Here is a 12,100-nt window from a genome sequence, read left to right as displayed (position 1 = left end):
GCTGCGATCTCGTTGCCGTCGGTGTCGAGGGCGAGGGCACCGCTGCGAGCCTCATCAGAGCCCTCGGTGACGAGCAGCGTGCCGTCGGCGAGCTCGACCGCGACGCCGTGGTGCGCGGTCGGGGTAGTGTGCTCACGGATCTCGGCGTCGGTGTCCGCGATCGCCGCCGCGTCGAGCACGCGGATGCCTCCGGTGCCGTCGTCGAACAGGGCGGTGCGGCCGTGGTGGACCACGACGTGACCGGGAATCTCGGCCGGGTAGGTCTGCTCGAGCAGGCTCGGAGCGGTCGAGTAGTAGTGGGCATGGTCACCGTGCGGCTCTGCCCAAGTGCCGAGGTCGAGGACCTGGAACCCGCCGCCGGTCGAGACCAGGAGATGCCGCTCGTCGCCGGCCGGATTGAGGCGGTTGAAGCCGGCGAGCGTGATGTCGTCGAGAACCTCGAAGCTGCTGGCGTCCAGAACCTGGATGCCACCGTCGTAGGTCAGCGCGAGGCGCGGTGTGGTGGCCGACTCTTCCACGGTCGACGCGGCCGTGGGCTCGGGCTCGGTCGTGCCGTCGTCGTCGCTGCCGGGCGAAGCGCACGCCGCGAGCGGGAGCAACGCCGCGAGGCCCGCGGCGGCGAGGAGACGTCCCGGGCGGGGTCGGGCAGGGGAGTGGTTCGTCATGCGGGGATAGGCGGACCGAGCCCGCCTGCTCCTTCCTGGTGGGTGACTGACCCGCACACCCTACCCAGAATGAGAACCATTCGCATAAACGGCCTGTGCTCAACCCGAAAGAGTCGCCCATGCGACGGTGCGCTCAGTCGGAAGAGTCGCCGTCCTTCTCCGCCTGGGCCTTGCCTGCCTTGGATCTCGAACGTCTCTCGACCGGTGGTGGCTCGTCCTCGTCCTCGTCGTCGTCCTTGTCGTCCTTGGACGTGGCGGCCTGCGCCGAGGCCTCGGCGTCGGGGGAGATCTCGTAACGCTTCTTGTACAGCTCGAAGATGGTGCTGAGCGTGGCCGCGACCGGCACGGCAAGCAGTCCGCCTGCCACGCCGAAGAGCTGGGCACCCAACAGGACGGAGGCGAACGAGACGCCGGGGTGCACATTGACCGCGCGAGAGCTGACGCGTGGGTCGAGCAGCAGGTTCTCCACCTGCTGGTATCCGATCGCGAAGGCGAGGACGAGGATGCCGTCAAGCGGCTGGTCGCTGGTGAGGCCCACGGCGACGGGCAGCACGACGGCGATGTAGGTACCGATTGTCGGGACGAACTGGGAGATGATGCCGACCCACAGGCCCAGCGCGATCCAGTAGTTCATGCCGATCGCGACCATGAAGATCGTGTGCGCCGTGGCTGAGCACAGCGCCAGGATCATGCGGGCGGTGACGTAGCCACCGACCTTGGTGACGAAGACTTCCCAGATGGTCAGGACCACCGACTGTCGGGCCGGCTGGAACAGACCCGCGAACCAGTTGCGCAGCTGCGGCATGGCTCCGGAGATGTAGGCCGTGAACAGCAGGACCGCGAACGCGTTGAAGATGCCGCCGAAGATCGTGCCGATCACCGCGAAAACGCCCCCGGAGAACTGGGTGGCGTAGCCGGCGAGCTTCTCCGGCGTGAGGTCGAACTGGTCCAGCAGATTGCTGGTGCTGTAGTCGGTCCCGAAGGTGGCGTTCACCCAGGCGACGGCGGCCTCGACCGCGCCGGGCGCGGACCGGACGAGGTTCTGGATCTCGCCCACGAGCAACCCCCCGAAGGCGGCAATGAAGCCGGCGAAGGCGAGGAACACGCCGAGCATGACGACCGCGGTGGCCAGCGGTCGCTTCATCCAACGGATGAGGAACCGCACCGCGGGCTCCATGGCGACCGCGAGGAACATCGAGATGATCAGCGTGAAGATGGTGCCGCCACCACGGTTGACGATGAACGCGATGGCGAACACGCACGCCGCGACCCCGACGATGACCCATCCAGCCCGCCAGATGGAGCCGGGGGAGAGGGCGACGGTCTCGGTGGGTTCCGCTGAAGCGGCAGGTTTGTGGCGCTGCGGTGCTGGCATGGGCACAGCCTGCCAGCGGTTGGTGGTGATTGCGGGACGCCGCGCCATGCCGCGGTGCAGGCCGCGTCGGGCGGCGTGGTGTCACCAGCGGTGGTGCACCTGCGCGCGGATGCGGGTCTCGTACAGATCGCGGATCGAGGTGAGCGTCGCATTCGGGAGTGGAGGCAGCTCGGCGGCGGTGGCGTTGCTTCGCGCCTGCTCCGGGTTGCGTGCACCGGGGATGACGCTGGTGACGCCGGGTTGTTGGATGATCCACCGCAGGGCCGTCTGCGCCGGTGTGGTGCCCGCCGGCGCGAGCTGTGCGAACTCGGTGGCAGCGTCGACCCCGGTGTCGAAGCCGACGCCCGAGAAGGTCTCGCCCTGGTCGAATGCCTCGCCGTGCCGGTTGTAGCTGCGGTGGTCGTTGGCGGCGAAAGCGGTGGCGCGTGAGTAGCGCCCGGCGAGAAGCCCGCTGGCGAGGGGGACGCGCGCGATGATGCCTACGCCCGCCTGCTCGGCAGCTGGGATGACCTGCTCGAGCGGCTTGAGCCGGAACGGGTTGAGAACGATCTGGACGCTGGCAACTCCGGGTCGCACGATCGCCTTCAGCGCCTCGGCGCAGGTCTCGACGCTGACGCCGTATCCGGCGATCCGCTGCTCCTCGACGAGGGTGTCGAGCGCGTCGAAGGCGGCGTCGGAGGAGTACACAGCCGTGGGCGGGCAGTGCAGCTGGACGAGGTCGAGGCGGTCGACGCCGAGGTTCGATCGCGAGCGGTCGGTCCAGGCACGGAAGTTCTCGAGCGTGTAGAGGTCGGGGTCGAGCGCCACGCGACGACCCATCTTGGTGGCGACGAGCACATCGAGGCCGGGATGCTCGCGGAGGAATGAGCCGATGAGCTGCTCGCTGCGTCCATCGCCGTAGACATCAGCGGTGTCGAAGAACGTGACCCCGGATTCGACTGCCGTGTCCAGAACGGCGCGAGCGACGCCGTCGGACACCTCACCCCAGTCCGCGCCAAGCTGCCAGGTGCCGAGTCCGACGACGGAGATGCTGCGGTCGAGCCGGGGGAGTACTCGCTGATCCATGACTCCATCGTGCCGTCAGCTTGGAGCGAGTCGGTTCAGACGCTCGGACATCACGAACCCGAGTGCCACGAGCACGGCCAGGAAGAGCGGGAAGATCCACAGCCCAGCCCACGCGGAGATGAAGCCGAACAGTGGCGGAGCGAGCGTGCTGCCGGTGTAGGCCGCGGCCATCTGGATGCCGATGATCGCCTGGGAGTTGCGGCGACCGAAGTTCACCGGGGTGGAGTGGATGATCGCGGGGTAGATCGGCGCGCTACCCAGGCCTGCGATCACCAGACCCACTAGTGCGAGCACATCCGTGGGCAGAGGTAGCAGGATCATCGCGATGCCTGCGGCGACCATGAGGAATCCGCCGCGGATGAGTACACGATCGCCGAGGTGGTCCGCGAAGAATCCGGCCATGAACCGGCCGGCGGTGATGCCGAGCAGGTAGAGCGAGGCGAACGCTGCTGCGGTGGCGGGCTCCACGCCGCGGTCGGTGACGAGGTAGGTCGATGCCCACAGGATCGAGGTGCTCTCGAGTGCGCAGTAGGCGAAGAACGCCACGAGGATCAGCATCACGCCGGGGATGCGGAGCGCTGTGCGTAGCGGGACGTGGCCGCCGGCTGGGTCGGTGTCCGAGTCGGTGTCAGGGTGAGCGTCATGGTCGGTTTGAGCGCGGCGGCCATCGACCTTGCCCCACAGCGGCAGGCTCAGCAGCAGCAGGAACGTCAGCACCGCCTGCACGAGCCCGATGGTGCGGTACGCGCCGGACCAGCCGAGCCCGGAGGTGATGGCGTAGCTCATGATGAAGGGGCTGATCGAGGCGCCGACGCCCCAGAAGCTGTGCAGCCAGTTCATGTGCCGGGCCGCATAGTGCAGCGCGACGTAGTTGTTGAGGGCCGCGTCGACCGCACCGGCGCCGAGTCCGTACGGTATCGCCCACAGGCACAGCATCCAGAAGGAGCCCGATACCGAGAAGCCGATGAGGGCGGCCGCCGTCATTCCGACGCTGATGCCGGTGACCAGGCCGGCTCCGAAGCGGCGGGTGACCCGCTCCGAGAGCAGACTGGAGACGATCGTGCCGCCGGCGATGATCATCGTGATGATGCCGGCGTAGGCGACCGGCACGTCGAGATCCCGGTGCATGACCGGCCATCCCGCACCGACCAGCGAATCCGGCAGACCGAGGCTGATGAAGGCGACATAGATGATCGCGAGCAGGAGCGCGTACACAGGAGTAGAAATCCTTCACAGCTGGAGCAGACGGCACGATCTGGACGATCGTACACACTGTCCGCTAGTGTCAACGGCGTGGTCACAGCGGGCGCGGGAACACGGCGGGGGAGACCCAATGACCCCGGGCGGCGGGACCGGATCATCGACTCGTGCCTGGACGTGATCGCCCGAGAAGGCGTTGCTGGCACGTCGCACCGCAAGGTCGCCGCGGCTGCACACGTGCCACTGGGGGCGATGAGCTACTACTTCGAGGGCATGGGCGAGCTCTTGCACGAAGCGTTCGCACGCTTCGCGCGGGGCGTCAGCAACGGCTTCGAGAAGCGGATGGCGGAGGCGGGCGACCGCGCCGGTGCGCAGCAGGCCGTCGTCGCGATCATCGTGGACGACGTCTTCGGCTCCGAGCGCGACCTCGTGCTCACGCACGAGCTGTACACGCTCGCGGCCCGCAAGCCGGCGTTCCGTGACCTGACCAGCGAGTGGATGCGACGCAGCCGGGCCGCGCTGGAGCGCCACTTCGACCCCGACACCGCGCGCATGCTCGACGCACTCATCGAAGGCCTCACGATCCACCGGGCACTCGACCAGGACGCCAGACCGCGGGATGAGGTTGCGACCGCCGTCGGGCGGATGGTCGGAGGTTGGGTGCGGGCGACGACGGCGACCAGGCCGGCGTAGGCAGCCTCTACGGTGCCGGGAGGTACCAACCCGGGACGGGATCTCGCATGTTGTCGTACCAGGTCAGCACGTCACGGCCCTGCGCCAGCATGGTCTCGATCTCGGGCTGACCGAACCGAGCGGCCCAGGGGAGTGCGGAGAGCGTGTTCGTGGCGATGTAGAGGGCAAGGAGGCGGAAGAACGTGTCGGGCGGGTCGCCGCCGACATAACCGTGCAGCTGTCCGCTCGCGAAGGCAGGGCTGAGCTGAGCGGACCAGACGATGCGATTGAATTCCTCCCATGGATCTCCGATGTCGGCGCGATCGAAGTCGATGATGTAGAGCTCGCCGTCGCTGAGCATCATGTTGCCGGGGTGATAGTCGCCGTGCTGGAAGGTTTGTGGTCGCCCATCCAGCAGATGCCGGTTCTCGGCAACGTAGCGGATCAGGTGCTCGTCGCCGTCGTATCTGAGGTCGGACGCCATGTAGGTGCGGAGCTTGGTGTCGATCTTGGTGTTGAAGAGCTCGGTCCAGCTGGTGGCGACCTCGGGCGCAGGGGCGGTGTGGATCGTTCTGAGGCGGCGGCCGGATGTGACACCCAACTCGTACTGTTGCGACGCGGGAATGCGGGGGAGCAGCGGGCCAAGATCCTCGCCGTCGATCCACTCGAGAAGCATGTACAGGCCGTCGTCGCACGTGTCGATCTCGACAGGCCGGCAGATCGGCACGCCCTGATCGGCGACCTGCGACATGACGTCGAACACCTGCCGACGATGGTCGGTGCGGCCGGGTGCTGAGACTCGGAGCAGATAGCGGGTTCCGTCAGGAGTGGTGACGCGGTACTTGCGGTCATCCGACCACCCCGCGGTCACGCTGTCCACGGACGTGAACCGATCACTGGCAAGCAGCTCGGCGACGGTACTCACGAGGAGTGCCGAATGGTGAGCGAGGCCATGCATGCATTGTGGCAGCGCGACAGCCGTGGAGGCATCGAAGCGATGGGGGAGCGCTGTTCCCGTGGCCTGCCTGGGCGATGTCGGGCACACTCGACGGCATGGTGAGCAGGGGTGGCCTGGACGAGCGCCGATGGTCTGAGCGTTTCCCAGGTCTGTTCCGGTCGCGGCCTTTCACCTGGGGCGACATCGCCGACGAACGGCTCCGGATCCAGTTCTCTCTGGCTGTGCCACCAGATGAGTTGATCAGTAACGTCAAGGTCATCGGGCGATGCGGCGACGGGGTCGTCGTGTTCGAGACGACGCAGGGCTGGCGAAACCTCCCGGGAGGCACCCGCGAGCCGGAGGAGAGTCTGGCCGAGACGGCAGCGCGTGAGACTCAGGAGGAAGTCGGTGGCCGGATCGTCGGTGAACTGACCTGGCTGGGCGCCTTCCGTGTCGACCACAGTGCGGCTGGACGGCACCGTCCGCACCTGCCGTGGCCGATCTCGTACTGGGCCTACGTCGTCGCTGACGTGGAACTCGTAGGGGAGCCGACCAACCCTCCGGACGGAGAGGTGGTGACATCGGTCCTCATCCTTCCCGGCGCTCAGGCGATCGAGTGGTTGTCGGTCTTCGACGACGGTCCACTGCTCGATGTCGTCAGGCTCGCAGATGAGCTCGGGCTCTTGACGGTGGGTGTTCGCCTCCTATGAGCGGTTCCATCGCCGCTCGACCCGACCGTGACCGATCGTTCTTGACCCGCGACCTGCCGCGAGCCGTCAGTCGCCGACGCTGCCGTCGATCATCTCGCGCAGGATGTCCACGTGGCCGGCGTGCCGGCCGGTCTCCAGGATCACGTGCAGGTACACCCACCGCAACGTCAGCTCGCTGCCCGGCGCTGCGTAGTCGAGGCTGTGCTGGGCGGCGATCTCGCGGGAGCGGTCGCACTCCGCCTGGTAGGCGTCGATCACGTCGTCGAGCTTCTCGTTCGGCTCCAGCCGCAGGTCGGCCTCCGGGTCTGCATCGGTCCACGGCGGCGTGGGCAACTCTGCGGCGGGGATTTGCCCGATCTGCTCGGCGAACGCGCCCAGTTCCACCCACCGCAGGTGTTTGATCAGGCCGCCGAGGTTGGTGCCGGTCGGCACCGGGCTGCGCCGGGCGTCCTCATCCGACACCCCGCGGGCCTTGCGCACGACGGCGTCGCGCAGGTAATCCAGGAACGTCTCGAGCTGCTCGCGCTCACCGGCGGCGACCACGCTGCCGAGGACCTCACTGGGTCGAGCCATGGCCCGAACGTAGCACGCGGGTCGGGCCCTCGCACCGGGGCTGCTTGGGCTCTTCCAGTCGTAGTTGAGGGTGGTCAGGAGGCGACTCCTCGTTGACAGCGGGGTAGTGGATCCAAGCTGCGTGGGTGATTCATCTGTGCTCGCCGCATCTGTTTCGGCGACGATGTCACCGTGGCCTTCAACGCGGGACCAGATCGAGCATCGCTCCTCGGTGCAGACGGTCGCGTTCGAAGCGATCCGGAGGCGGCCGCGGTCATTCGTCAGCTGGTTGGAGCCGAACCTGCCTTGCGCGAGTTCGCTGACATCACAGTCTTTGGAGCGGAGTGGGGTACGAGCGCGCTTCACTTCACCGGAACGTGGACCGTGTCAGGCGTGGAGGTCATTCTGAAGGTAGGCGCATCACACTCGCAGCGGTGGTGGTACGAGACCGTTGCCAGGGAGGATCGGAACCTCGCGCCGATGGTGCTTGCGAGCGGGAGCCGGCTCAGCGATACCGAACTGGGATGGATTCTCACCGAACGGCTGCCGGGCGGTCTTCATGCTGGCTGGAACGGGGCGGAGTTCGGCATGCTCATGGCGGCAGGCGCGCGTTTCCAAAGATTCGCTCGCAGGCATCCAGGCGGGCCCCACCGCATCACGACCATCGATGAGGTCGAAGCCTGGATCCGCTCCGCCATTGAGACCGACGCACCCGGACCCGCGGCATCGCTGCTGGAGAGGCTCGACGACGATTGGAGGTTTGTCTGTGAGGTATGTCCACCTGAGATTTGCCACGGAGATCTTCACATGGCCAATGTCCTCAGTCGCACGCCGCCGCCCCAGGTCGGTCACGCGGTTCTGATCGACTTCGAGCCGAGTTCGATGCCGTGGGCGTTCGAGGCCGCCTACTGCCAAGTGCTCAACTCCGATCCGGAACGTGTCGGCTGGCAGGGGCTCGTTCACGTGATGGCTGAACGACGTAGAGCACTGGGGCTGCCTACGATCAGCAGCGATGTGCAGTTGAAACGGGCTGAAGCGATCGCGCTCGGCTGGTTCGCCTTGCGGATGTGGTCGATTCTCGGTCCCGATACCGATCCGTCCTGGCGTCCTCCGGCAGTCTGGCGGGCAGCAATTGAGGGCTACGTGACCGTGGCTGGCCAGTCATGACAACGGCACGGCGATCTGCCATGGTGCCCAGGAGATGCATCAAGCCGGGTTGTCGCTGCACGACAGCAGCAGGGGACCGCGGTCGGTTCATCTGATGCGCTGGCGCAGATCGAGAATGACATAATGTCCATTATCGGCGGTGGCGCACTGAGAAGATTGACCTCGATAGGCCTCTTCCGGCGCGGTTGGCGCCCGTTGGGCTGTCCGCGCGCGCTCAGTCAGACAAGTCGATGCCGAATACGAGTACCGGAGCAGACTTCATCACCTCGCGTTCGAGCGTCATCCGATCTTCGTCGCGACACGTTGTGACGCGACGTTGTGCGGTCGGATGAGCGCGACGAGGTGCTGCACGCCGCCGTTACGTGAAGCGTCCCGAATAGCGTCGGCCGCTTCGGTTGCATAACCGAACCGAGCCCTTGTAGCTCGGCACGCACGTGCCAGCCTGACTCCACACGGCCAGCCTATCGATCCACGGATGAGGCACGCCTGAGCGGCTGCCTCTGAGTCGTGGAACTGCGCGGTGCGGCTCCTGGTCGGGCGCCCTCGACCATCGTCGCTCAGCTGGCGTCGTGCTCGAGGAGTTCTAGATCGACCACGAGCTCGTCGGCGATCGGCTCGAGCGCGCGGCGTACCGTCTCTTCCTCGACGCCGTGCGGCAGCGTGACAACAGCCTCGGCCTCGAACAACAGGCCGCCGCCCTGTGGTGCGTCGTGCGTCCATGAGCGGAACCTGTGGATGCTCACGTGCTGCTCGGCGAGCGCCGCACTCACCCGGCGGACCATCCCGGACCGGTCGAGCCCGACGAGGTGGACGTGTACGGCGCGGCCCGCCTCTCCCCCGTCGCCCGCCGGCGTCGAGTCGACCTTCCAGCCGATCTGCTCGCGCAGTCCTGCGGCGGCGTCCGTGAACGCACGGACGTTCTCCTCGGGGACGTCGACCAGCACGATCCCCGCGAACTTGCCGGCCAGGCGGGCGAGCTGGCTGTCCAACCAGTTGCCGCCGTGGGCCTCGACCGCCCGTGACAGAGCCGAGACGAGGCCTTCCCGGTCATCGCCGACCGCCGTGAGCACCAGGAGCGTCATGGTCGTCAGGCTATCCGAGAGCGGCTCTGGCACGATCGAGGTATGGACCGCGGCCTTGCGCCCGGAGCTGAGCCGCAGGCGTTGGCCGCGTGGATGAGGACTCCGTGGGAGGAGCGCCAGGTGTATCTCGGCAACGTCAACTGACGTCAGTCCACCAGCAGCAGCCGGTCGAGCTCTGCAGCGAGGTCCTCGAGCTCGATGCCGCGCTGTGCTACTCGCAGCGTCAGAGCGACGATGTCGTCCTGAGATACCTCCGCGCGGCGATGCCCGGCCAGGGCGTACATCGCTGCCGCTCCGATCCAGGAAAGGCGCTCGTTGCCGTCAACAAGCGGATGGTTCTGGTTGATCGCTTCCATCAATGCGGCCGCGGCAAGGCTCAGCGTCGGATAGAGACACTCACCGCCGAATCGCGTCCGAGGGCGCTGACCGGCGGATTCGAGCGACCCGAGGTCGCGAACGACGGGCTGCAGACCCTCGATGCTCGCGAACAGGAGCAGCAGGTCGGATGTCGAGAGGTACGCGATCTCCGGCCGACTCATTGTGCGAGCCGGTTGAGCGCCTCGCGATCACGATTGCTGATGAAACTGGCAATGTCTGCCAGAGACTCCTTCCTGGTGCCTGCCAGTCGTGCCTCGGCAGCCTCACGGATCCAGAACGAGTCTGACTGTCCCGCTGCAGCCGCGGCCGCCTTGATGTCGCGGGCCAGGTCGTCAGGCAGACTGATCAGCTTCTTCGTCGTCATCGCGCACCCCGAGGATCGGATATCTGTCCAGTATATCCTTGAGGCCGCTCAGCCCACGTACGTCGCCAGGTGCTCCCCCGTCAGCGTCGCCTTGCCGGCCACCAGTTCAGCCGGCGTTCCCTCGAAGACCACCAGGCCGCCGTCGTGCCCTGCTCCCGGACCGAGATCAACGATCCAGTCGGCATGGGCCATCACCGCCTGGTGATGCTCGATCACGATCACCGACTTACCCGAGTCCACGAGCCGGTCCAGCAGAGCGAGCAGCCCCTCGACGTCGGCGAGGTGCAGTCCGGTGGTCGGCTCGTCGAGGACGTAGACCTCGGCGCCCTTCTCCCCCATCTGCGTCGCCAGCTTCAGGCGTTGCCGTTCGCCGCCGGAGAGCGTGTTGAGCGCCTGCCCCAGGGTCAGATACCCGAGCCCGACGTCGGCCAGCCGCTCAAGGATCTTCGTCGCCGCCGGAGTCCTCGCGTCACCCTCGGCGAAGTACTCCAGCGCCTCCGACACCGGCAGTGCCAGTACCTCGGCGATGTTCTTGCCGCCCAGCGTGTACTCCAGCACCGCTGCTTGGAATCTCCGACCGCCGCACTCCTCGCACGTGGTCGTCACGCTCGCCATCGGCCCCAGATCGGTCTCGATCGTCCCGGCGCCGTTGCACACCGGGCACGCACCCTCGGAGTTCGCGCTGAACAGAGCCGGCTTCACGCCGTTGGCCTTCGCGAACGCCTTGCGGATCGGGTCCAGCAGTCCCGTGTACGTGGCCGGGTTGGATCGACGCGACCCCTTGATGCCGCGCTGGTCGATGACGACGACGCCCTCGCGCTCCTCCACCGAGCCCCCGATCAGCGAGCTCTTGCCGGATCCCGCGACGCCGGTGATCGCCACCAGCACCCCCAACGGGACATCGACGTCCACATCCTGGAGATTGTTCGCGTTCGCGCCGCGCACCTCGATCTTCCCGACGGCGGAGCGCACCTCGCCCTTGATCCTCGCCTTGTCGTCGAGGTGCTTCCCGGTGACGGTGCCGCTGCTTCGTAGCTCGGCGAGCGACCCGGTGAAGGTCACTTCTCCCCCGGCGGTGCCCGCCCCGGGTCCCAGGTCGATCACGTGGTCGGCGACCGCGATCATCTCCGGCTTGTGCTCGACCACCAGCACGGTGTTGCCCTTGTCGCGCAGCTGCAGCAGCAGCTCGTTCATGCGCGCGATGTCGTGCGGGTGCAGCCCGATCGACGGCTCGTCGAAGACGTAGGTGACGTCCGTCAGGGCCGAGCCGAGGTGGCGGATCATCTTGGTTCGCTGCGCCTCTCCCCCGGACAGCGATCCGGATGGCCGCTCGAGCGACAGATAGCCCAGGCCGATCGACACGAACGAGTCCAGCAGGTCGCGCAGTCCCTCCAGCAACGGAGCCACCGACGGCTCGTCCAGATCCCGCACCCACTCCGCGAGATCGGTGATCTGCATCGCGCACAGGTCCGCGATGTTCTTGCCCCTGATCGTTGAAGACCGCGCCTCCGGGGCGAGCCGCGTGCCCTCGCAGTCGGGACACCGCCCGAAGGTGATGGCCCGCTCGACGAAACGCCGCACGTGCGGCTGCATCGCCTCGACGTCCTTGGACAGGAACGACTTCTGGATCCGCGGGATCAGGCCCTCGAAGGTGACGTTGACGCCCTCGGCCTTGATCTTGGTGGGCTCCTTGTAGAGGAGGTCGTGCAGCTGGCGCTTGGTGAAGCTCTTGATCGGCTTGTCGCCGGGGAAGAAGTCGCCGGCCTCGAAGATACGCGCGTACCAGGTGCCCGGGCCGTATCCGGGGATCAGCAGGGCGCCCTCGGCTATCGACTTGCTCTCGTCGTACAGCGCGGTCAGGTCGAAGTCGGAGGTCGAGGCTCGGCCCTGCGTGGGCGAGCACTCGACGAACTGCTCGCCGATCAGCGACTGC

General features: G+C 67.0%; 13 protein-coding genes and 1 pseudogene. 3 read left to right on the top strand and 11 right to left on the bottom strand.

Annotated features, from left to right (window positions below):
- From ACOJSN_RS13665 to ACOJSN_RS13650, 4 genes and pseudogenes are all read right to left on the bottom strand, one after another.
- Nucleotides 1–665, bottom strand: a pseudogene (locus ACOJSN_RS13665) (hypothetical protein); the annotation flags it as partial.
- A gap of 133 nt (nt 666–798) precedes the next feature.
- On the bottom strand, nt 799–2,040 hold the full coding sequence (locus ACOJSN_RS13660; RefSeq protein ID WP_420113053.1) for an AI-2E family transporter: 1,242 nt from the start codon (nt 2,038–2,040) through the stop codon (nt 799–801).
- 81 nt (nt 2,041–2,121) lie between these two features.
- Complete coding sequence (locus ACOJSN_RS13655; protein WP_420113052.1) at nt 2,122–3,105, bottom strand: aldo/keto reductase; 984 nt, start codon at nt 3,103–3,105, stop codon at nt 2,122–2,124.
- Between the two features lie 15 nt (nt 3,106–3,120).
- Nucleotides 3,121–4,320, bottom strand: coding sequence for an MFS transporter (locus ACOJSN_RS13650; protein ID WP_420113051.1), 1,200 nt, complete (start codon nt 4,318–4,320; stop codon nt 3,121–3,123).
- Between ACOJSN_RS13650 and ACOJSN_RS13645 the strand changes: the two genes are divergently transcribed.
- Nucleotides 4,228–4,998 (top strand): TetR/AcrR family transcriptional regulator, encoded by a 771-nt coding sequence (locus ACOJSN_RS13645; RefSeq protein ID WP_420113050.1) that lies wholly within the window; start codon nt 4,228–4,230, stop codon nt 4,996–4,998. The genes ACOJSN_RS13650 and ACOJSN_RS13645 overlap by 93 nt on opposite strands.
- Nucleotides 4,999–5,005: 7 nt before the next feature.
- On the opposite strand, the gene ACOJSN_RS13640 is transcribed toward ACOJSN_RS13645, so the two are convergent.
- Nucleotides 5,006–5,902 (bottom strand): phosphotransferase family protein, encoded by an 897-nt coding sequence (locus ACOJSN_RS13640; protein ID WP_420113049.1) that lies wholly within the window; start codon nt 5,900–5,902, stop codon nt 5,006–5,008.
- A gap of 128 nt (nt 5,903–6,030) precedes the next feature.
- Between ACOJSN_RS13640 and ACOJSN_RS13635 the strand changes: the two genes are divergently transcribed.
- On the top strand, nt 6,031–6,624 hold the full coding sequence (locus tag ACOJSN_RS13635; protein WP_420113048.1) for an NUDIX hydrolase: 594 nt from the start codon (nt 6,031–6,033) through the stop codon (nt 6,622–6,624).
- 66 nt (nt 6,625–6,690) lie between these two features.
- Here ACOJSN_RS13635 and ACOJSN_RS13630 read toward each other — a convergent pair whose 3' ends face one another.
- Nucleotides 6,691–7,197, bottom strand: a complete 507-nt coding sequence (locus ACOJSN_RS13630; protein ID WP_420113047.1) for a DinB family protein — start codon at nt 7,195–7,197, stop codon at nt 6,691–6,693.
- Between the two features lie 171 nt (nt 7,198–7,368).
- Here ACOJSN_RS13630 and ACOJSN_RS13625 point away from each other — a divergent pair, with 171 nt between their 5' ends.
- Nucleotides 7,369–8,343: an aminoglycoside phosphotransferase family protein gene (locus ACOJSN_RS13625; RefSeq protein ID WP_420113046.1), complete on the top strand. Its 975-nt coding sequence runs from the start codon at nt 7,369–7,371 to the stop codon at nt 8,341–8,343.
- A gap of 279 nt (nt 8,344–8,622) precedes the next feature.
- On the opposite strand, the gene ACOJSN_RS13620 is transcribed toward ACOJSN_RS13625, so the two are convergent.
- The 5 genes from ACOJSN_RS13620 to ACOJSN_RS13600 all read right to left on the bottom strand — a co-directional run.
- The gene (locus ACOJSN_RS13620; RefSeq protein ID WP_420113054.1) at nt 8,623–8,784 is read right to left on the bottom strand and encodes a GNAT family N-acetyltransferase; all 162 of its coding nucleotides are present in this window, start codon (nt 8,782–8,784) and stop codon (nt 8,623–8,625) included.
- Nucleotides 8,785–8,900: 116 nt separating this feature from the next.
- Complete coding sequence (locus tag ACOJSN_RS13615; RefSeq protein WP_420113045.1) at nt 8,901–9,425, bottom strand: glycine cleavage system protein R; 525 nt, start codon at nt 9,423–9,425, stop codon at nt 8,901–8,903.
- 146 nt (nt 9,426–9,571) lie between these two features.
- Entirely contained in the window at nt 9,572–9,964 is a 393-nt protein-coding gene (locus ACOJSN_RS13610; RefSeq protein WP_420113044.1) for a type II toxin-antitoxin system death-on-curing family toxin, read from the bottom strand.
- Nucleotides 9,961–10,167 (bottom strand): ribbon-helix-helix protein, CopG family, encoded by a 207-nt coding sequence (locus ACOJSN_RS13605; protein WP_420113043.1) that lies wholly within the window; start codon nt 10,165–10,167, stop codon nt 9,961–9,963. The genes ACOJSN_RS13610 and ACOJSN_RS13605 overlap by 4 nt, the downstream gene beginning before the upstream one ends.
- 48 nt (nt 10,168–10,215) lie before the next feature.
- On the bottom strand, nt 10,216–12,100 hold a 1,885-nt coding region (locus ACOJSN_RS13600; protein ID WP_420113042.1), incomplete at its 5' end, for an ATP-binding cassette domain-containing protein.

The sequence above is a fragment of the Pseudactinotalea sp. genome, assembly GCF_048594945.1.
GTDB lineage: Bacteria > Actinomycetota > Actinomycetes > Actinomycetales > Beutenbergiaceae > Pseudactinotalea.
Note: the sequence above shows the minus strand (reverse complement) of the source record. Positions and strands in the feature narration are given on the sequence as shown.

What these genes read in the sequence shown, in the direction of transcription:
- ACOJSN_RS13660 (WP_420113053.1), bottom strand. Translation starts at nt 2,040, where the DNA reads ATGCCAGCACCGCAGCGCCACAAACCTGCCGCTTCAGCGGAACCCACC.
- ACOJSN_RS13610 (WP_420113044.1), bottom strand. Translation starts at nt 9,964, where the DNA reads ATGAGTCGGCCGGAGATCGCGTACCTCTCGACATCCGACCTGCTGCTC.
- ACOJSN_RS13635 (WP_420113048.1), top strand. Translation starts at nt 6,031, where the DNA reads ATGGTGAGCAGGGGTGGCCTGGACGAGCGCCGATGGTCTGAGCGTTTC.
- ACOJSN_RS13605 (WP_420113043.1), bottom strand. Translation starts at nt 10,167, where the DNA reads ATGACGACGAAGAAGCTGATCAGTCTGCCTGACGACCTGGCCCGCGAC.
- ACOJSN_RS13630 (WP_420113047.1), bottom strand. Translation starts at nt 7,197, where the DNA reads ATGGCTCGACCCAGTGAGGTCCTCGGCAGCGTGGTCGCCGCCGGTGAG.
- ACOJSN_RS13655 (WP_420113052.1), bottom strand. Translation starts at nt 3,105, where the DNA reads ATGGATCAGCGAGTACTCCCCCGGCTCGACCGCAGCATCTCCGTCGTC.
- ACOJSN_RS13615 (WP_420113045.1), bottom strand. Translation starts at nt 9,425, where the DNA reads ATGACGCTCCTGGTGCTCACGGCGGTCGGCGATGACCGGGAAGGCCTC.